The 19,992-nt window shown below is 61.1% G+C and carries 20 protein-coding genes; 16 read left to right on the top strand and 4 right to left on the bottom strand.

Translation table 11 applies throughout. The annotated features are described in order from the left end of the window. The first annotated feature begins 10 nt into the window (after window positions 1–10). From ACIPO9_RS14465 to hisC, 7 genes are all read left to right on the top strand, one after another. A complete protein-coding gene (locus ACIPO9_RS14465) occupies window positions 11–667 on the top strand; it encodes a phospholipid-binding protein MlaC (protein WP_274135668.1) in 657 nt (218 codons plus the stop codon). Then, window positions 664–969: a lipid asymmetry maintenance protein MlaB gene (locus ACIPO9_RS14460; protein ID WP_400781624.1), complete on the top strand. Its 306-nt coding sequence runs from the start codon at window positions 664–666 to the stop codon at window positions 967–969. Before ACIPO9_RS14465 ends, ACIPO9_RS14460 begins: the two co-directional genes overlap by 4 nt. Window positions 970–1,084: 115 nt before the next feature. Continuing rightward, window positions 1,085–1,324 carry a BolA family protein gene (locus tag ACIPO9_RS14455; RefSeq protein WP_062384295.1) on the top strand — a complete coding sequence of 80 codons (240 nt, stop codon included), beginning with the start codon at window positions 1,085–1,087 and terminating at the stop codon, window positions 1,322–1,324. Window positions 1,325–1,347: 23 nt separating this feature from the next. Then, a complete protein-coding gene (gene murA / locus ACIPO9_RS14450) occupies window positions 1,348–2,613 on the top strand; it encodes a UDP-N-acetylglucosamine 1-carboxyvinyltransferase (RefSeq protein WP_274135665.1) in 1,266 nt (421 codons plus the stop codon). 173 nt (window positions 2,614–2,786) lie between these two features. Next, window positions 2,787–3,422, top strand: coding sequence for an ATP phosphoribosyltransferase (gene hisG, locus ACIPO9_RS14445; RefSeq protein WP_274135664.1), 636 nt, complete (start codon window positions 2,787–2,789; stop codon window positions 3,420–3,422). A gap of 149 nt (window positions 3,423–3,571) precedes the next feature. After that, on the top strand, window positions 3,572–4,900 hold the full coding sequence (hisD, locus tag ACIPO9_RS14440) for a histidinol dehydrogenase (RefSeq protein ID WP_400781622.1): 1,329 nt from the start codon (window positions 3,572–3,574) through the stop codon (window positions 4,898–4,900). 2 nt (window positions 4,901–4,902) lie between these two features. After that, a complete protein-coding gene (gene hisC, locus ACIPO9_RS14435) occupies window positions 4,903–5,955 on the top strand; it encodes a histidinol-phosphate transaminase (protein ID WP_400781619.1) in 1,053 nt (350 codons plus the stop codon). A gap of 57 nt (window positions 5,956–6,012) precedes the next feature. Here hisC and algW read toward each other — a convergent pair whose 3' ends face one another. Next, window positions 6,013–7,173 (bottom strand): Do family serine endopeptidase AlgW, encoded by a 1,161-nt coding sequence (gene algW / locus ACIPO9_RS14430; RefSeq protein ID WP_400604816.1) that lies wholly within the window; start codon window positions 7,171–7,173, stop codon window positions 6,013–6,015. A 123-nt stretch (window positions 7,174–7,296) separates the two neighbouring features. Between algW and ACIPO9_RS14425 the strand changes: the two genes are divergently transcribed. From ACIPO9_RS14425 to cysN, 4 genes are all read left to right on the top strand, one after another. Next, window positions 7,297–8,055, top strand: coding sequence for a Nif3-like dinuclear metal center hexameric protein (locus ACIPO9_RS14425; RefSeq protein WP_400781618.1), 759 nt, complete (start codon window positions 7,297–7,299; stop codon window positions 8,053–8,055). Window positions 8,056–8,298: 243 nt separating this feature from the next. Beyond that, window positions 8,299–9,216, top strand: coding sequence for a sulfate adenylyltransferase subunit CysD (cysD, locus tag ACIPO9_RS14420; RefSeq protein WP_400604812.1), 918 nt, complete (start codon window positions 8,299–8,301; stop codon window positions 9,214–9,216). Window positions 9,217–9,319: 103 nt separating this feature from the next. Then, window positions 9,320–9,661, top strand: a complete 342-nt coding sequence (locus ACIPO9_RS14415; protein ID WP_400781615.1) for a four helix bundle protein — start codon at window positions 9,320–9,322, stop codon at window positions 9,659–9,661. 53 nt (window positions 9,662–9,714) lie between these two features. Then, window positions 9,715–11,613 carry a sulfate adenylyltransferase subunit CysN gene (cysN, locus tag ACIPO9_RS14410; protein WP_400604810.1) on the top strand — a complete coding sequence of 633 codons (1,899 nt, stop codon included), beginning with the start codon at window positions 9,715–9,717 and terminating at the stop codon, window positions 11,611–11,613. A gap of 324 nt (window positions 11,614–11,937) precedes the next feature. On the opposite strand, the gene ACIPO9_RS14405 is transcribed toward cysN, so the two are convergent. Further along, on the bottom strand, window positions 11,938–12,375 hold the full coding sequence (locus ACIPO9_RS14405) for a YhcB family protein (RefSeq protein WP_274136812.1): 438 nt from the start codon (window positions 12,373–12,375) through the stop codon (window positions 11,938–11,940). A 145-nt stretch (window positions 12,376–12,520) separates the two neighbouring features. Between ACIPO9_RS14405 and ACIPO9_RS14400 the strand changes: the two genes are divergently transcribed. From ACIPO9_RS14400 to zapE, 3 genes are all read left to right on the top strand, one after another. Continuing rightward, a complete protein-coding gene (locus tag ACIPO9_RS14400; RefSeq protein ID WP_400605199.1) occupies window positions 12,521–13,150 on the top strand; it encodes an alpha/beta hydrolase in 630 nt (209 codons plus the stop codon). A 28-nt stretch (window positions 13,151–13,178) separates the two neighbouring features. Beyond that, window positions 13,179–14,528, top strand: coding sequence for a tryptophan--tRNA ligase (locus ACIPO9_RS14395; RefSeq protein WP_400781613.1), 1,350 nt, complete (start codon window positions 13,179–13,181; stop codon window positions 14,526–14,528). A 61-nt stretch (window positions 14,529–14,589) separates the two neighbouring features. Continuing rightward, window positions 14,590–15,684, top strand: a complete 1,095-nt coding sequence (zapE, locus tag ACIPO9_RS14390; RefSeq protein WP_274136817.1) for a cell division protein ZapE — start codon at window positions 14,590–14,592, stop codon at window positions 15,682–15,684. Between the two features lie 215 nt (window positions 15,685–15,899). Here zapE and ACIPO9_RS14385 read toward each other — a convergent pair whose 3' ends face one another. Next, a complete protein-coding gene (locus ACIPO9_RS14385; RefSeq protein WP_400605197.1) occupies window positions 15,900–16,796 on the bottom strand; it encodes a GlxA family transcriptional regulator in 897 nt (298 codons plus the stop codon). A 246-nt stretch (window positions 16,797–17,042) separates the two neighbouring features. Here ACIPO9_RS14385 and ACIPO9_RS14380 point away from each other — a divergent pair, with 246 nt between their 5' ends. Continuing rightward, window positions 17,043–18,179 (top strand): acyl-CoA dehydrogenase family protein, encoded by a 1,137-nt coding sequence (locus ACIPO9_RS14380; protein ID WP_400604805.1) that lies wholly within the window; start codon window positions 17,043–17,045, stop codon window positions 18,177–18,179. A 137-nt stretch (window positions 18,180–18,316) separates the two neighbouring features. Here the strand turns inward: ACIPO9_RS14380 and ACIPO9_RS14375 are convergent, their stop codons facing one another. After that, window positions 18,317–19,354, bottom strand: a complete 1,038-nt coding sequence (locus ACIPO9_RS14375) for an NADP(H)-dependent aldo-keto reductase (protein ID WP_400781611.1) — start codon at window positions 19,352–19,354, stop codon at window positions 18,317–18,319. Between the two features lie 239 nt (window positions 19,355–19,593). Between ACIPO9_RS14375 and rplM the strand changes: the two genes are divergently transcribed. Continuing rightward, a partial coding sequence (gene rplM, locus ACIPO9_RS14370; RefSeq protein ID WP_400781609.1) for a 50S ribosomal protein L13 occupies window positions 19,594–19,992 on the top strand: 399 nt, incomplete at its 3' end.

Raw genomic sequence — 19,992 nt, 5'->3', positions numbered from 1 at the left:
GAGTTTTTTCATGATCTCGATTCTGCGCCGTGGCCTTCTGGTGCTGCTGGCTGCCCTGCCTCTGTTTGCCAACGCGGCAGCGACGACATCGTCGGCCCATGACCTTGTCGACAACACCACCAAGCAACTGCTGGCCGACCTTGCCGCGAACAAGGAAAGCTACAAGACCAACCCGCAGGCCTTCTACGACGCGCTCAACGGCATCGTCGGGCCGGTCATCGATGCTGACGGCATTTCCAAGAGCATCATGACCGTCAAGTATTCGCGCAACGCCACCCCGGCCCAGATGCAGCGCTTCCAGGAAAACTTCAAGCGCAGCCTGATCCAGTTCTATGGCAACGCACTGCTGGAGTACAACAACCAGGGCATCACCGTGGCTCCGGCCAAGGAAGAGGGCGCCGACCGCACCTCGGTCGACATGTCGGTCAAGGGCAACAACGGCGCCGTTTACCCTGTGTCCTACACACTGGTCAAAATCAATGACGAGTGGAAAGTGCGCAACGTGATCATCAACGGCATCAACATCGGCAAGCTGTTCCGCGATCAGTTCGCCGATGCCATGCAGCGCAACGGCAACAACCTGGACAAGACCATCGATGGCTGGGCCGGCGAAGTCGCCAAGGCCAAGCAGGAGACCGAGAACTCGCCTGACAAGGTCGTCAAATGACTGAAGCCTGTGTGACGGCCGTCGGCAGCAGCGAGCTCAAGCTGTTCGGCGTGCTCGACTACCGTACCGGCCCCGCGCTGCGCAAGCAGGGTGCCGAGTTGATCAAGGCCAGTGATTCACCGACGCTGGTGCTCGACTGCTCCGCCGTGCAGAAATCCAGCAGCGTGGGCCTGGCCCTGCTGCTGGCGTTCATGCGTGACGCCCAGGCGGCCGGCAAGTCGGTCAGCGTTCGTGCGCTGCCCGAAGACATGAGAGAAATCGCACAGGTATCGGGTCTGACCGAGCTGTTCGAACAACATTGATTGCTATCATCGATCAAGCCCCTCGTCCGGCACCTGGTAAAGCAGGGTTCGCAACGAGAGGGCTTTTTTGTATCATGGCCGACCCGCGCGCACAGGGCGCCGATTGAGGTTAAGCATGCAGGCCGTAGAAGTTAAGAGCTTCCTTGAAGGTAAGCTGCCAGAGATCCAGGTCGAAGTTGAAGGCGAAGGCTGCAACTTCCAGCTGAACGTTATCAGCGATGAACTGGCTACACTAAGTCCGGTCAAGCGCCAGCAGCAGATCTACACGCATTTGAACCCATGGATCGCCGATGGCAGCATCCACGCGGTCACCATGAAATTTTTCAGCCGCGCTGCATGGGCCGAGCGCACCTGAGCCTAATTGGCGTCGAGATTCCAATGGATAAACTGATTATTACTGGCGGCGTTCGTCTTGATGGCGAAATCCGCATTTCCGGGGCGAAGAACTCTGCCCTGCCGATTCTTGCTGCAACCCTGCTGGCCGATGGGCCGGTGACGGTCCAGAACCTGCCGCACCTGCACGACATCACCACCATGATCGAGCTGTTCGGCCGCATGGGCATCGAGCCGATCATCGACGAGAAACTCAGCGTCGAGATCGATCCTCGCACCATCAAGACCCTGGTCGCGCCGTACGAGCTGGTGAAAACCATGCGCGCCTCGATCCTGGTACTGGGTCCGATGGTTGCCCGCTTCGGTGAAGCCGAAGTCGCGCTGCCTGGCGGTTGCGCCATCGGTTCGCGTCCGGTTGACCTGCACATCCGTGGCCTGGAAGCCATGGGCGCGATCATCGAAGTCGAAGGCGGCTACATCAAGGCCAAAGCGCCGGAAGGCGGCCTGCGTGGCGCGCACTTCTTCTTCGACACCGTCAGCGTGACCGGTACCGAAAACATCATGATGGCCGCCGCGCTGGCCCGTGGTCGCAGCGTGCTGCAGAACGCCGCTCGTGAGCCTGAAGTCGTCGACCTGGCAAACTTCATCAACGCCATGGGTGGCAAGGTTTCCGGTGCTGGCACCGACACCATCACCATCGAAGGCGTCGAGCGTCTGGGCAAGGCGACCTACCGCGTCATGCCTGACCGCATCGAGACCGGCACCTACCTGGTCGCTGCTGCCGTGACCGGTGGCCGCGTCAAGGTCAAGGACACCGATCCGACCATTCTCGAAGCCGTTCTGGAAAAACTGCGTGAAGCTGGCGCCGAAATCACCACCGGTGAGGACTGGATCGAGCTGAACATGCACGGCAAGCGTCCGAAGGCCGTGAACCTGCGCACCGCTCCGTACCCGGCGTTCCCGACCGACATGCAGGCGCAGTTCATCTCGCTGAACGCCATCGCCGAAGGTACTGGCGCGATCATCGAAACGATCTTCGAAAACCGCTTCATGCACGTGTATGAAATGCACCGCATGGGCGCGCAGATCCAGGTCGAAGGCAACACGGCCATCGTCACTGGCTGCGAGAAGCTCAAGGGCGCGCCAGTCATGGCGACCGACCTGCGTGCATCGGCCAGCCTCGTGCTGTCGGCGCTGGTGGCCCAGGGCGACACATTGATCGACCGCATCTACCACATCGACCGTGGTTACGAGTGCATCGAAGAGAAACTGCAGATGCTGGGCGCGAAAATCCGTCGCGTACCGGGCTAACAGTCTCTCAGGCTTGCCGTCGCCCGTGCAGGTTCGGCACGGGCGGCGGGCAAGCCAGCTCAAGGCTTGACCCATTGAATCGTTTCGCTTCGAGTCCTGCGGTTTCGACTTGAAGATTGTCGGGCGCCCATTGCTTCCCGGCTCGCGCTTGCTGATAAGGACTGACGTTTCCCATGTTGACCATCGCACTGTCCAAGGGCCGAATCCTTGACGACACCCTGCCGCTCCTCGCTGCTGCGGGCATCGTGCCGACCGAGAATCCGGACAAGAGCCGCAAGTTGATCATCCCCACGACTCAGGAAGACGTTCGTCTGCTGATCGTGCGTGCGACCGATGTGCCGACCTATGTCGAGCACGGCGCGGCTGACCTGGGTGTGGCGGGCAAGGACGTCCTGATGGAATACGGCGGCCAGGGCCTGTACGAGCCACTGGATCTGCAGATTGCCCAGTGCAAGCTGATGACCGCAGGTGCCGTTGGCGCTGCCGAGCCTCGCGGCCGTCTGCGCGTGGCGACCAAGTTCGTCAACGTTGCCAAGCGTTATTACGCAGAACAAGGTCGTCAGGTCGATATCATCAAGCTGTACGGCTCCATGGAGCTGGCGCCGCTGGTGGGCCTGGCCGACAAGATCATCGACGTAGTCGACACCGGCAACACCCTGCGTGCCAACGGTCTCGAACCTCAGGAACTGATCGCTCACATCAGTTCGCGCCTGGTGGTGAACAAGGCATCGATGAAGATGCAGCACGCCCGTATCCAGTCGCTGATCGACACCCTGCGCACTGCCGTAGAGTCGCGACACCGCGGTTGACTGTTTCGCGCGACTTTAAACAAAGTTGCGCCCAGCTATCCGTGTCATAGCCAAATTTCTCAGGTGCCTGCGCGGATGGCTTGGTAGCTTAGGCTCCTGCCTTTGCATTCAAGGCTCCTGAGAAATTGCCATTTATTGAGGCTCACGCTATGACCACTCCAAACACCATTCGCCGACTCAACGCTGCTGACCCGGATTTCGCCCGACATCTGGCTCATCTGCTGAGCTGGGAAAGTGTGTCTGACGACTCGGTCAATCAGCGTGTGCTGGACATCATCAAGAACGTGCGCGAGCGCGGCGATGCGGCACTGGTTGAGTACACCCAGCGTTTCGACGGCCTGCAGGTGGCGTCCATGTCCGACCTGATCCTGCCGCGCGAGCGTCTGGAACTGGCGCTGGCCCGCATCACCCCCGCTCAGCGCCAGGCGCTGGAAAAGGCCGCTGACCGCGTGCGCAGCTACCACGAACGGCAGAAACAGGATTCCTGGAGCTACACCGAAGCCGACGGCACTGTGCTGGGCCAGAAGGTCACCCCGCTGGATCGCGCCGGCCTGTATGTGCCGGGCGGCAAGGCGTCGTACCCGTCTTCGGTACTGATGAACGCGATTCCGGCCAAGGTCGCGGGCGTCGGCGAAGTCGTCATGGTCGTGCCGACTCCGCGCGGCGAGATCAACGAACTGGTGCTGGCCGCTGCCTGCATCGCTGGCGTTGACCGGGTGTTCACCATCGGTGGCGCCCAGGCTGTCGCGGCCCTGGCCTACGGCACCGAAAGCGTGCCGCAGGTGGACAAGGTCGTAGGTCCCGGCAACATCTATGTGGCCACGGCCAAGCGTCACGTGTTTGGTCAGGTCGGCATCGACATGATTGCCGGTCCTTCGGAAATCCTCGTGGTCTGCGACGGCCAGACCGATCCGGACTGGATCGCCATGGACCTGTTTTCCCAGGCCGAGCACGACGAAGACGCCCAGGCGATTCTGGTCAGCCCCGATGCCGAGTTCCTCGACAAGGTTGCGGCGAGCATCGCCAGGCTGATGCCGACCATGGAGCGCGCCGAGATCATCAACACCTCGATCAACGGTCGCGGTGCCCTGATCAAGGTGGCGGACATGAATCAGGCCATCGAAGTCGCCAACCGCATTGCGCCGGAGCACCTGGAACTCTCGGTTGCCGATCCTGACGCCTGGCTGCCACAGATTCGCCACGCCGGTGCGATCTTCATGGGCCGTCACACCTCGGAAGCCCTGGGCGACTACTGCGCGGGCCCCAACCACGTGCTGCCGACGTCCGGCACTGCGCGCTTCTCCTCGCCGCTGGGGGTCTATGACTTCCAGAAACGCTCTTCGATCATCTTCTGCTCCGAGCAGGGTGCATCGGAGCTGGGCAAGACGGCGTCGGTGCTGGCCCGCGGCGAGTCGCTGACCGCCCACGCCCGCAGCGCCGAGTACCGGATCAAAGATAACCAACAGGAAGGCAAGTGAGCATGAGCAAGTTCTGGAGTCCTTTTGTCCGTGACCTCGTGCCTTACGTGCCGGGCGAACAACCCAAGCTGACCAAGCTTGTGAAGCTGAACACCAACGAGAACCCCTACGGCCCGTCGCCCAAGGCGATCGAGGCGATGCGCGCCGAGGTCAATGACAACCTGCGCCTGTACCCGGACCCCAATAGCGACCTGCTCAAGCAGTCGGTCGCGCGTTACTACGGCGTCGAGGCCAACCGTGTGTTCCTCGGCAACGGTTCCGATGAGGTGCTGGCCCACGCCTACCACGCGTTTTTCCTGAAGGACAAGCCGCTGTTGTTCCCGGACATCAGCTACAGCTTCTACCCGGTGTACTGCGGCCTCTATGGCGTGGACTACGAAATGGTGCCGCTGGACGAACAGTTCCAGATTCGCGTCGAGGACTACAAGCGTCCCAACGGCGGCATCATTTTCCCGAACCCCAACGCGCCGACCGGCTGTTTGATGGCGCTGGAGGCGGTCGAGCAGATCCTGGCCGCCAACCCGGATTCGGTGGTCATCGTGGATGAGGCCTACATCGACTTTGGTGGCGAGACTGCAATCACTCTGGTGGATCGTTATCCGAACCTGCTGGTGACCCAGACCCTGTCCAAGTCCCGCTCGCTGGCGGGCTTGCGCGTTGGCCTGGCGGTGGGGCATCCGGACCTGATCGAAGCGCTGGAACGGGTGAAGAACAGCTTCAACTCCTACCCGCTGGACCGCATGGCCATCGTCGGTGCGGCTGCGGCGTTCGATGACCGCGAGTACTTCGAGAAGACCTGCCAGCTGGTGATCGACAGCCGCGAGAAGCTGGTGGCGCAACTGGAAGGCAAAGGCTTTGAAGTGTTGCCATCGGCGGCGAACTTCATCTTCGCCCGTCACCCGGAACACGACGCAGCGGGCCTTGCCGCCAAGGTGCGTGAGCAGGGTGTGATCGTGCGTCACTTCAAGCAGGAACGCATTGCGCAATTCCTGCGCATCACCATCGGCACGCCAGAGCAGAATCAGGCGCTGGTGGATGCGTTGGGCGATCTCTAAGCATTTATTGCCCGCATGAAAAAACCGCCTTATCGGCGGTTTTTTTATGGCTGCGAATCAATCCTCTGCCGCAGGCGCTGGGGTTTGTGGCGGGCGCAGGCCCACTTCTGCCATCAACTTCAATTCCTTGCCGTTACGCATCACCTGAATCGCGATCTTCTCAGACGGCTTGGTGCGTGCCACCTGGTTCATCGATTTGCGACCATCGCCGGCCGGCTCGCCGTTGATGCTCAGGATCACGTCACCCAACTGCAAACCGGCCTTTTGCGCCGGGCCGTCGCGGAAGATACCGGCCACCACGATGCCGGGGCGGTCTTTCAGGCCAAAGGACTCAGCCAGCTCCTGGGTCAAAGGCTGTACTTCGATACCCAGCCAGCCACGAATCACCTGGCCATGCTCGATGATCGACTTCATCACCTCCAGCGCAAGCTTGGTCGGGATCGCAAAACCGATGCCCTGTGAACCACCGGATTTGGAGAAAATCGCCGTGTTGATCCCGGTCAGGTTGCCGTTGGCGTCCACCAGCGCGCCGCCCGAGTTGCCGGGGTTGATGGCGGCGTCGGTCTGGATGAAATCTTCATAAGTGTTCAGGCCGAGCTGATTGCGGCCCGTCGCGCTGATGATGCCCATGGTGACGGTCTGGCCGACGCCAAACGGGTTGCCGATGGCCAGCGCGACGTCGCCGATGCGGATGCTGTCGGAGCTGCCGAGGGTGATCGACGGCAGGTTCTTCAGGTCGATCTTCAGCACCGCCAGGTCGGTTTCCGGGTCGCTGCCGATGATGCGTGCGATGGTTTCGCGACCGTCCTTGAGCGCCACCACGATCTGGTCGGCGCCGGACGTCACGTGGTTGTTGGTCAGCAGATAGCCTTCCGGGCTCATGATGACCGCCGAACCGAGGCTCGACTCCATGCGCCGCTGCTTGGGCAGGTTATCGCCGAAGAAACGACGGAATTGCGGGTCTTCGAACAACGGATGGTTAGGCTTGTTGTTGACCATCTTGGTCGTGTACAGGTTGGCCACCGCAGGCGCCGCGCTGCTCACCGCGTCAGCGTAGGAGACCGGGCCCTGCTGGATCAGGGCGGTCTGGGGCGCCTGCTGCAGGTTGACGTCCTGGCTGGGCAGGCCGACCCACTGCGGATAGCGCTGGATAATCAATAAAGCGATAAGCACACCAGCAAGCAATGGCCAGCCGAGAAAACGCAGCGCTTTGAACATTTAGCAGAGTCCTGAAGGTTGATACGCAGAACATTCGAACCGTCGAACGGGCTTGTCTGCGCCATAATGGCGGGCATTATACGAGGACCTGTGCGGTCTGAACTGCATATTTAGGAGACTTTTATGGCTGTTGCCCTGAGCACTCTGGTCGACGAAGCGGACCGCTACCTGGGGAGCGCTCGCGTTCAGGACTATTGCCCCAATGGTCTGCAGGTCGAGGGGCGTCCGCAGGTGAGCCGGATCGTTTCCGGCGTGACGGCAAGCCAGGCCTTGCTGGACGCGGCAGTAGAGGCCAATGCGGACCTGATCCTGGTCCACCACGGTTACTTCTGGAAAGGTGAGAACCCCTGCATCACCGGCATGAAACAGCGCCGTCTCAAGACCCTGCTCAAGCACGACATCAGCCTGCTGGCCTATCACCTGCCGCTGGATCTGCACCCGGAGGTCGGCAATAACGTGCAACTGGCGCGGCAACTGGACATCACCGTCGAGGGACCGCTGGACCCGGAGAACCCTCGCATCATCGGCCTGGTGGGATCGCTGTCGGAGCCCATGACACCCCGCGACTTCGCCCACCGCGTGCAAAGTGCCCTGGGTCGCGAGCCGCTGCTTATAGAAGGCAGTGAGGTGATTCGTCGGGTGGGCTGGTGCACTGGAGGCGGGCAGGGGTACATCGACCAGGCGATTGCGGCCGGGGTCGATCTTTTCCTCAGTGGCGAGGCGTCCGAGCAGACTTTCCACAGCGCCCGCGAGAACGACATCAGCTTTATTGCAGCCGGGCACCATGCGACCGAGCGCTACGGCGTTCAGGCCCTGGGCGATTATCTGGCGCGGCGCTTTGCCCTTGAACACCTGTTCATCGATTGCCCGAATCCGATCTGACATGTGCGGGTCTGACCGTAGCAGCACGGCTTGCCGGCGGGGGGCGTACTTGAGAGCGCTCCCGCCGGCAAGCCGTGCTGCTACGGATCGGTGTGACTTCAAAGACCGTCCAAATTCCGGGCTATATGGTTATACCGTTTCGATCTATCCAGCCCGCTGATTAGAATCAATCCCCATGATAAAGTGCGGCGTTCGATAGAGCCCGCAGGCTCTCCATAAAAGTACGTTATCCCGTGAGTAACCATGGTCGACAAACTGACGCATCTGAAACAGCTGGAGGCGGAAAGCATCCACATCATCCGCGAGGTCGCCGCCGAGTTCGATAACCCGGTGATGCTCTACTCGATCGGCAAGGACTCCGCCGTCATGCTGCACCTGGCGCGCAAGGCGTTCTTCCCGGGCAAGCTGCCGTTCCCGGTGATGCACGTCGACACTCGCTGGAAATTCCAGGAGATGTACCGCTTCCGCGACAAGATGGTCGAGGAAATGGGCCTGGAACTGATCACCCACATCAACCCTGACGGTGTGGCGCAGGACATCAACCCGTTCACTCACGGCAGCTCCAAGCACACCGACATCATGAAGACCCAGGGCCTCAAGCAGGCACTGGACAAGCATGGTTTCGACGCCGCCTTCGGTGGCGCGCGCCGCGACGAAGAGAAATCCCGCGCCAAGGAGCGCGTGTATTCCTTCCGCGACAGCAAGCACCGCTGGGACCCGAAGAACCAGCGTCCAGAGCTGTGGAACGTGTACAACGGCAACGTCAACAAGGGCGAGTCGATCCGCGTGTTCCCGCTGTCCAACTGGACCGAGCTGGACATCTGGCAGTACATCTACCTTGAAGGCATCCCGATCGTGCCGCTGTACTTCGCCGCCGAGCGTGAAGTGATCGAGAAGAACGGCACCCTGATCATGATCGACGACGATCGCATCCTCGAGCACCTGACCGACGAGGAAAAGGCGCGCATCGTCAAGAAGAAGGTCCGTTTCCGTACCCTGGGCTGCTACCCGCTGACGGGCGCTGTCGAGTCGGAAGCCGAGACCCTGACGGACATCATCCAGGAAATGCTCCTGACGCGAACTTCCGAGCGCCAAGGCCGAGTTATCGACCACGATGGTGCGGGCTCGATGGAAGATAAAAAACGTCAAGGCTACTTCTAAGCTTCAAGTTACAAGCGGCAAGCTGCAAGCCAGAAGCGGAATGCGTAGCTTCTGAGTTTTGTGGATTGCTGCCTGCTCTGCGGGCGCGTTTGGAGTGCTCGCAGTGGATTTTGAGAAGTTGCTGGTTTGGCAAAGAAGCAAGCGGTTGGCCGTTGAGTTGTTCAGGGCTTTTGCTGGATGCCGCGACTACGGGTTCAAGGACCAGATCACTCGCTCGGGTGTTTCGATACCTTCCAATATCGCGGAGGGTATGGAGCGCCGAGGACACCGGGAAAAGGTCTGGTTTCTCAATGTAGCGAAAGGCTCCTGTGCAGAGTTGCGCACACAACTGATGATCGCAGGCGAGATTGGATATCTCCCAACTGAGCTGGCCAACGACTGGATTCATGAATCCCGTGAGATCTCGAAGATGCTCAGCGGGCTGATCAACACAATTTCTAACTAGCTGTACGCCGACAAGCTTGCCGCTTGAAGCTTACAGCTTGGAGCTTGAATGCAATGAGTCATCAATCTGATTTGATCAGCGAGGACATCCTCGCGTACCTGGGCCAGCACGAACGTAAAGAGATGCTGCGCTTTCTGACCTGTGGCAACGTCGACGACGGCAAGAGCACGTTGATCGGCCGCCTGCTGCACGATTCCAAGATGATCTACGAGGATCACCTGGAAGCCATTACCCGTGATTCGAAAAAATCCGGCACCACAGGCGATGACGTCGACCTGGCGCTGCTGGTGGACGGCCTGCAGGCCGAGCGCGAGCAGGGCATCACCATCGATGTGGCCTACCGCTATTTCTCGACTTCCAAGCGCAAGTTCATCATTGCCGACACCCCGGGCCACGAGCAGTACACCCGCAACATGGCCACCGGTGCGTCGACCTGTGACCTGGCGATCATCCTGGTCGATGCCCGTTATGGCGTGCAGACCCAGACCCGCCGCCACAGCTACATTGCGTCGCTGCTGGGCATCAAGCACATCGTGGTGGCCATCAACAAGATGGACCTCAATGGCTTCGACGAGCAGGTCTTCGAGCAGATCAAGGCTGATTACCTGACGTTCGCCGAGCGCATTTCGCTCAAGCCGACCACCATGGAGTTCGTTCCGATGTCTGCCCTCAAAGGCGACAACGTGGTGAACAAGAGCGAGCGCTCGCCGTGGTACACCGGCAAGTCGCTGATGGAAATCCTCGAGACCGTCGAGATCGCGGGCGACCGTAACCTCAACGACCTGCGTTTCCCGGTGCAGTACGTCAACCGTCCGAACCTGAACTTCCGCGGCTTTGCCGGCACCCTCGCCAGTGGCGTGGTGCACAAGGGCGACGAAGTGGTCGTGCTGCCGTCGGGCAAGAGCAGCCGCGTGAAATCCATTGTCACCTTCGAGGGTGAACTGGAGCACGCAGGCCCGGGCCAGGCCGTGACCCTGACCATGGAAGACGAGATCGACATCTCCCGTGGCGACCTGTTGGTGCATGCCGACAACGTGCCGCAGGTGGCTGACGCCTTCGACGCGATGCTGGTGTGGATGGCTGAAGAGCCGATGCTGCCGGGCAAGAAATACGACATCAAGCGCGCCACGTCCTACGTGCCGGGCTCGATTGCCAGCATCACCCACCGTGTGGATGTGAACACGCTGGAAGAAGGCCCTGCCAGCGCACTGCAACTCAATGAAATCGGCCGGGTGAAAATCTCCCTCGATGCGCCGATCGCGCTGGACGGCTATGACAGCAACCGCACCACCGGTGCGTTCATCGTCATCGACCGTTTGACCAACGGCACCGTGGCCGCGGGCATGATCATCGCCAAGCCGGTCGCGGCGGGTCATGGCAACCATCATGGTGCCTTGGCTCACGTCTCCGTCGAAGAACGCGCCCAACGCTTCGGCCAGCAGCCAGCCACCGTGCTGTTCAGCGGCCTGTCGGGCGCGGGCAAGAGCACCCTGGCTTATGCGGTCGAGCGCAAGCTGTTCGACATGGGTCGTGCGGTGTTCGTCCTGGATGGCCAGAACCTGCGTCACGACCTGAACAAAGGCCTGCCGCAGGACCGTGCCGGTCGTACCGAGAACTGGCGTCGTGCTGCTCACGTGGCGCGCCAGTTCAACGAAGCAGGCCTGCTGACCCTGGCAGCGTTCGTCGCCCCCGATGCAGCAGGGCGCTCCAACGCCAAGGCGCTGATCGGCGATGATCGCCTGATTACCGTCTACGTCCAGGCCTCGCCTCAAGTGTGCCGCGAACGCGACCCACAGGGCCTGTACGCCGCCGACAAGGACAACATCCCGGGTGAGTCCTTCCCGTACGACGTGCCGCTGGATGCCGATCTTGTGATCGACACCCAGTCGCTCAGCGTCGAGGAAAGCGTCAAGCAAGTGCTGGATCTGCTGCGGGCTCGCGGCGCGATCTAAGCGTTGTTCGATTCACGAGAAACCCGCCAGCGATGGCGGGTTTCTTGTTTCTGCGTGCCACAGAGCTTCTGTAGGAGCGCGCTTGCCCGCGACGGCGTCGTGTCAATCAACCCTTTTGGTGCAGACAGACCGCAGTCGCGGGCAAGCGCGCTCCTACACGGGGTTCAGTCTCCCGCGATCCGTAGCAGCACGGCTTGCCGGCGGGGGCGTTCTCAGGATCGCTCCCGCCGGCAAGCCGTGCTGCTACGGGGTTGGGTTCGCTCCCACAAACAAAAAAGCCCGCCGCGGATGTTCTCCGGGGCGGGCTTTTTGTTTTAGCGAGTGTTACTTCTTCAAGCCGTATTGCTCGTCCAGCATGCCGGGGGTGTTCGGCGCTTTCGGGGCGTAGTCCCGTGGCGGCTCGGCGGCGGTGCGTGGCGGGGTCAGGCGGTCGCGCGGGGTCTGGATCGAATCCGGGTGCAGGGCGGCCAGCAGACGTTGACGGGTCAACTCGTCGGTGGCCAGGCGGTTGGCGCTTTCGGCCAGGTGCTCCTGGACTTCCTGATAGCTCTGGGTCAGCTTCTGAACCAGGTTCGCGGTGCTGTTGAAGTGAGTGACCACCTCGTTCTGATACCTGTCGAAACGCTCCTGAACGTCATCCAGCTGGCGCTGAGTGCTGTTAGGCGCGGCATTGGGCAGCGCACGCGCCACGAAGAAACCGATGGCGACACCGGCGACCAGGGCAATGGTCGGCAGCAACCAAACTAAGAGCGAGTAATCCACGAGTCCTTCCTCTATAAACGGCTTTGCTTTACGTTAACGGCTCGAACCTGCGCTGTATAGCGGCGACGCGTCGCCAACATGCCAGCCACAGACAATCAGCTAGACGAGTCGACCCAATTGAAGGTCACGGAGTTCATTCTTGCTCATGCGTGAAACCCCTGTATTCATCGACGGCCCAGTGGGCCAACTCGAAGCCCTGTACCTTGACCTGGAAGGGGCCAAGGGCGTGGCGCTGATCTGCCATCCTAACCCGGTTCAGGGCGGCACGATGCTCAATAAAGTGATTTCTACCCTGCAGCGCACAGCCCGTGACGCAGGATACGTTACCTTGCGTTTCAATTATCGCGGCGTCGGTCAAAGTGCCGGCAGTTCCGACATGGGCCAGGGCGAGGTCGATGATGCCGAAGCCGCCGCCACCTGGCTGCGTGAAAAACACCCCGATCTGCCCATGACCCTGTTCGGTTTTTCCTTCGGCGGATTTGTCGCGGCAACCCTGGGCGGGCGTCTGGAGGCCAAGGGCGAAACCCTGGCGCATCTGTTCATGGTCGCACCCGCCGTCATGCGCATTGCCGACCCGAGCGCGCTGGCGCAAAACGGGCCGTTGACGCTGATCCAGCCGGAAACCGACGAAGTGGTCGACCCGCAACTGGTATATGCCTGGTCTGACGCACTCTCGCGCCCCCATGAGCTGCTGAAAGTGGCAGAATGCGGACACTTTTTCCACGGCAAGCTGACCGATCTCAAGGATCTGGTCCTGCCGCGCCTTTCGAACTGATCGCAGCACCCAAAATAAGCGACTAGCCATGACCACTCGTATCCTGACCGGCATCACCACCACCGGCACGCCTCATTTGGGCAACTACGCGGGCGCCATTCGCCCGGCCATCGTCGCCAGCCGCCAGAGCGACGCCGATTCGTTCTACTTCCTGGCCGACTACCACGCGCTTATCAAGTGCGATGACCCGCTGCGCATCCAGCGCTCGCGTCTGGAAATCGCCGCGACCTGGCTGGCCGCCGGCCTGGATGTCGATCGCGTGACCTTCTACCGCCAGTCCGACATCCCGGAAATCCCTGAGCTGACCTGGCTTTTGACCTGCGTCGCGGGCAAGGGCCTGCTCAATCGTGCCCACGCCTACAAGGCCTCGGTGGACAAGAACGTCGAAGCCGGTGAAGACCCGGATGCGGGCATCACCATGGGCCTGTTCAGCTACCCGGTGCTGATGGCCGCTGACATCCTGATGTTCAATGCCCATCAGGTGCCGGTCGGCCGCGACCAGATCCAGCACGTGGAAATGGCCCGCGACATCGGCCAGCGCTTCAACCACCTGTTCGGCAAGGGCAAAGAGTTTTTCGTCATGCCCGAGGCGCTGATCGAAGAGAGCGTGGCGACCTTGCCGGGGCTGGACGGTCGCAAGATGTCCAAGAGCTACGACAACACCATCCCGTTGTTCAGCAGCGCCAAGGAGATGAAGGAGGCGATCTCGCGCATCGTCACCGATTCGCGCCTGCCGGGCGAAGCGAAGGATCCGGACAACTCGCACCTGTTCACCCTGTACCAGGCGTTCGCCAGCAAGGAGCAGAGCAACGAATTCCGCGCCGATCTGCTGCAAGGCCTGGGTTGGGGCGATGCCAAGCAGCGCCTGTTCCAGCTGCTCGACAGCGAGCTGGGCGAGGCCCGCGAGAACTACCATCGTCTGATTGAACGTCCGGCCGATCTGGAGGACATTCTGCTGGCTGGTGCGCAGAAGGCCCGCCGTATCGCCACGCCGTTCCTGGGCGAGCTGCGCGAAGCGGTTGGCCTGCGTTCGTTCCGTGAAACCACGCAAACCGTCACCGCTACCAAGAAGAAAGCCAGCAAGGGCGCGCGCTTCGTCAGCTTCCGTGAAGACGACGGCAGCTTCCGTTTCCGTCTGCTGGCGGCCGATGGCGAGCAACTGCTGTTGTCGCGCAACTTCGCCGACGGCAAGGCAGCCGGTGCGGTGACCAAGCAGCTGCAGCAAGGCGGCGAGCTGGACATTCGGACAGAAGGCCGCGCGTTCACGGTCTGGCTGGAAGGTGCGTGCGTGGCGGACAGCCCGGCATTCGCCGATGCCGCGGGCCGCGACGCCGCCATCGAAGCCCTGAAACTGGCCCTGGCGCCACAACAGGATTAATTGCCATTACAACGGGCCATCGCTACAGTGTCGGCCCGTTTTTGCTCCCTAGCTAAAGACCATGACGCCCCTAGAAAGCTACCAGAACGACCTCAAGAAACCTGAATTCTTCCACGATGCCGCTCAGGAAAACGCTGTGCGTCATCTGCAGCGCCTGTACGACGATCTGGTCGCGGCCCACGAAAGCAAGCCGGGCCTGTTCGGCAAACTGTTCGGCAAGAAAGATGCGACGGTCATCAAGGGCCTGTATTTCTGGGGCGGTGTGGGCCGTGGCAAGACCTACCTGGTGGACACCTTCTTCGAAGCGTTGCCGTTCCAGGACAAGATGCGCACGCACTTCCACCGCTTCATGAAGCGCGTGCACGAGGAAATGAAAAACCTCAAGGGCGAGAAGAACCCGCTGACCCTGATCGCCAAGCAATTCGCAGGCGAAGCGCGGGTGATCTGCTTCGACGAATTCTTCGTTTCCGACATCACCGACGCCATGATCCTGGGCACGCTGATGGAAGAGCTGTTCAAGAATGGCGTGACCCTGGTCGCGACATCGAACATTGTGCCGGACGGCCTCTACAAGGACGGCCTGCAGCGTGCGCGCTTCCTGCCGGCCATTGCGCTGATCAAGCAGAACACCGACATCGTCAACGTCGACAGCGGCGTGGACTATCGCCTGCGTCATCTGGAACAGGCCGAGCTGTTCCACTTCCCGCTCAACGAAGTCGCCCACGAAAGCCTGCGCAAGAGCTTCCGTGCACTGACTCCGGAATGCACCCAGGCGGTCGAGAACGACGTGCTGATGATCGAGAATCGTCCGATCAAGGCCCTGCGTACCTGCGATGACGTGGCCTGGTTTGAATTCCGTGAACTGTGCGATGGCCCGCGTAGCCAGAACGACTACATCGAGCTGGGCAAGATCTTCCACGCCGTGTTGCTCAGCGGCGTGGAGCAGATGAGCGTTGCCACCGACGACATCGCCCGCCGCTTCATCAACATGGTCGACGAATTCTACGACCGCAACGTCAAGCTCATCATCTCGGCGGAAGTCGAGCTGAAGGACCTGTATTCGGGCGGCCGCCTGAACTTCGAATTCCAGCGCACGCTCAGCCGTCTGCTGGAAATGCAGTCCCACGAGTTCCTGTCCCGGGCGCACAAGCCTTAACGGGCGCACAAGCCTCAAGTAGCAGTCCGGCTTGCCGGCGTCGGCGTCCGTATGATCGCCGACGCCGGCAAGCCGGACTGCTACGGGATGTGTGTTGGTACCCGAAAGATCGCCACCGTCCGTAGGAGCGCGCTTGCCCGCGAAAGCGTCCAGTCAGGCGATGAAGCTTTGGCTGACAGAACGCCGTCGCGGGCGAGCGCGCTCCTACAGGCTGTTCAGGCGGCCTGCTGGAACTGCTGCCGATATTCGTTGGGCGACAGGTCGGTGTGTTGCCGGAACAGCCGTGCGAAGAAGCTGGCGTCGTCGTAGCCCACTTCGTAGCTGATGGTCTTGATGCTCTTGCGCGAGCCTGACAGCAAGCCCTTGGCCGTCTCGATGCGCAGGCGTTGCAGGTAATGCAGCGGCTTGTCGCCGGTGGCGGTCTGGAAGCGGCGCATGAAATTGCGAATGCTCATGCCATGCTCGCGGGCCACGTCCTCGAAGCGGAACTTGTCGGCAAAGTGCTCTTCGAGCCAGTGCTGGATCTGCAGGATGATCACGTCCTGGTGCAGCTTCTGCCCACCGAACCCCATTCGCCCCGGCGCGTAGCTGCGCTGCACTTCATAGAGAATGTCCCGCGCTACCGTCTGCGCGACGTTGGGACCGCAGAAGCGCTCGATCAGGTAGATGTACAGGTCGCACGCCGAGATGGTGCCGCCTGCGCAATACAGGTTGTCAGCGTCGGTCAGGTGCTTTTCCTGATTGAGCAGGACTTTAGGGAAGCGCTCGGCGAACTCGTTGAAGAAACGCCAGTAGGTGGTCGCTTCCTTGCCGTCGAGCAGGCCCGCCTCGGCCAGCCAGAACACGCCGCTGGCTTCGCCACACAGCACCGCGCCCTTGGCGTGCTGTTCGCGCAGCCATGGCAGAATCTGCGGATAGCGCTGGCGCAGGGTGTCGAAGTTGTCGACGAAGGCGGGCAGGATGATGATGTCGGCGTTTTCGAGGGCGCCGTCCACCGGCAGCACGACTTCGCTGAAGCTGCGCACCGGTTGCCCGTCAGGGCTGACGAGACGGGTTTCGAACGCGGCCTTCAGGCCCTGTCCCAGTTGCTTGCCGTAGCGCAGGCTGGCCAGGTGGAAGAAGTCCTTGGCCTGGGTGAGGGTGGAAGCGAAGATCCCGTCGATCGCGAGGATGCTGACGCGCCGCAACGGCACGGTTTGCTGAATAGACATAATCTGTTGTTCTTATAAGGGAAAGTGGTCATGCAACGGCGTGATCGTCTTATTTTTTGTCGGATGTGTCCAGTGTTGAAGTCAATCGGCACGGCATAGGCTCTGGAACTCGCAGTGTCCGACAATCCCTCAAGGCCAAGGTGTCCCATGCTTCCAAGAACGCTTTTCAGCTCCGAGCACGAGCTTTTCCGCGACAGCGTGCGCAAGTTCCTCGAACAGCACGCCGCGCCGTTCCATGCGCAATGGGAGAAGCAGGGGCACGTGGATCGCAGCCTGTGGAACCGCGCGGGGGAGCAGGGCATGTTGTGTTCGCACCTGCCGGAAGCCTACGGCGGCATGGCGGCGGATTTTCTCTACACCACCGTGGTGATCGAAGAGATCTACCGCCTGGGCCTGACCGGCATCGGATTCTCGCTGCACTCGGACATCGTCGCCCCCTACATCCTGCATTACGGCAGTGAGGCCCTGAAGCTCAAATACCTGCCCAAAATGGTCTCCGGCGAGCTGGTCACGGCCATCGCCATGACCGAACCGGGCGCAGGCTCCGACCTGCAAGGGGTGAAGACCACCGCTGTGCTGGACGGCGACGAGTACGTCATCAACGGTTCCAAGACCTTCATCACCAATGGCTTTCTGGCGGACCTGGTGATCGTGGTCGCCAAGACCGATCCCAAGGCGGGCGCCAAGGGCACCAGTCTGTTCCTGGTCGAGGCGGGCACGCCGGGCTTCGAGAAGGGCAAGCGCCTGGAGAAGGTCGGCATGAAGGCGCAGGACACGTCGGAATTGTTCTTCCAGGACGTACGAGTGCCCAAGGAAAACCTGTTGGGCCAGGCCGGGATGGGGTTCGCCTACCTCATGCAGGAATTGCCGCAAGAGCGCCTGACCGTCGCGATCGGCGCGATTGCCTCGGCCGAGGCTGCGTTGCAGTGGACGCTGGACTACACCCGCGAGCGCAAGGCGTTCGGTCAGGCGATTGCCGATTTCCAGAACACCCGCTTCAAGCTGGCTGAAATCGCCACCGAAGTGCAGATCGGTCGGACTTTCATCGACCGCTGCCTGGAACTTCATCTGGAGGGCAAGCTGGACGTGCCGACGGCGGCGATGGCCAAGTACTGGTCCACCGACCTGCAATGCAAGGTGCTCGATGAATGCGTGCAACTGCACGGCGGCTATGGCTTCATGTGGGAATACCCGATTGCACGGGCTTGGGCCGATGCGCGGGTGCAAAGGATTTATGCGGGGACCAACGAGATCATGAAGGAGATCATCGCCCGTTCACTCTGACGCCAACGCAACGCCAACGCCAATGCAACGCCAATCCTGTAGGAGCGCGCTTGCCCGCGACCGCAGTGTGTCAGAGACAGTGATGCTGACTGACACGCCGCCGTCGCGGGCAAGCGCGCTCCTACAAGGGTATTGCGTCAAGGCGCGGGGTTCGGCTGATCCTTGTGAATCGCCTCGATCCCGGCCAGCACTTCTTCGGACAGCACCAGCTCGGCGCTGGCCAGGTTGCTGTCGAGCTGTTCGAGGGTGGTCGCGCCAATGATGTTGCTGGTCACGAACCCACGGCTGGTGACGAACGCCAGGGCCATCTGCGCCGGGTCCAGGCCGTGCTGCTGTGCCAGCGCTACGTAACGGGCGCAGGCCGCTTCGGACTGCGGGTTGAAATAGCGGGTGAAGCGGCTGTACAGGCTCAGGCGCGCATGGGCCGGACGGGCGCCATTGGCGTATTTGCCCGAGAGCATGCCAAACGCCAGCGGCGAGTAGGCCAGCAGGCCGCACTGCTCGCGAATGGCGACTTCCGCAAGACCCACCTCGAAGCTGCGGTTGAGCAGGTTGTACGGGTTCTGGATCGACACCGGGCGGGTCAGGCCGTGGGTGTCGGATTCAGCGAGAAACTTCATCGTGCCCCATGGGGTTTCGTTGGACAGCCCGACGTGACGGATCTTGCCGGCCTTGACCTGTTCGTCCAGCGCCTGGAGCACTTCCAGCAACGGCGTGAAGTATTCCTCGGAATGGTTGTAGCCCAGCTTGCCGAAGAAGTTGGTGCTGCGCTCCGGCCAGTGCAACTGGTACAGGTCCAGGTAGTCGGTCTGCAGGCGCTTGAGGCTGGCGTCCACGGCCGCAACGATATGGTCGCGGTTGAATTTCAGCTGGCCGTCGCGAATGTAGTCGATGCCGTTGCCGGGGCCGGCGATCTTGCTGGCCAGGATCCAGTCGGCGCGGTCACCGTTCTTCTTGAACCAGTTGCCGATGATGGTCTCGGTGCTGGCATAGGTTTCTTTCTTCGGCGGGACGGGATACATCTCGGCGGTATCCATGAAATTGATACCTGCCGCCTTGGCGCGTTCGATCTGGGCAAAGGCCTGGGACTCGCTGTTTTGCTCGCCCCAGGTCATGGTGCCCAGGCAGATGGCGCTGACATTGAGGTCGGTTCTGCCCAGTTGGCGATAGTCCATGTGGCTCTCCTGATCAAAAGAGCCATAAAAGCAGGTTGAAATTTTTTTCGCAATCTGCATAATTCCGCAGCTCTTCGTCACGGGAGTGATGCCCCGCGACCAAGACACCGCTGCGATCGAACGCGCTGACCCGAGCCCCCTATAGCGTTCGTGCCCGGCGGCCTTTGACTTGTCAAAGACCGTACTATCGAGTATGCTCCGCCGTCTATTTTTTCAGGCGGCCTTTGAGGCTATAAAGAATGAAAACTTTTACCGCTAAACCGGAAACAGTAAAGCGCGACTGGTTCGTCGTCGACGCTGCTGGTCAGACCCTGGGTCGTCTGGCCACTGAAATCGCGAGCCGTCTGCGTGGCAAGCACAAACCGGAATACACTCCGCACGTTGACACCGGCGACTACATCGTCGTGATCAACGCTGAGCAGATCCGCGTTACTGGTGCCAAAACCTCCGACAAGATCTACTACTCTCACTCCGGTTTCCCGGGCGGGATCAAGTCGATCAACTTTGAAAAGCTGATCGCCAAAGCTCCTGAGCGCGTGATCGAGACCGCGGTCAAAGGCATGCTGCCTAAGAACCCGCTGGGTCGCGACATGTATCGTAAGCTGAAAGTCTATGCGGGCGCTGCTCACCCTCATACT

This window comes from Pseudomonas sp. NPDC090203, from assembly GCF_044746765.1.
Taxonomy (GTDB): Bacteria; Pseudomonadota; Gammaproteobacteria; order Pseudomonadales; family Pseudomonadaceae; genus Aquipseudomonas; species Aquipseudomonas putida_AD.
This window is presented reverse-complemented; position numbering and strand designations above follow the sequence as displayed.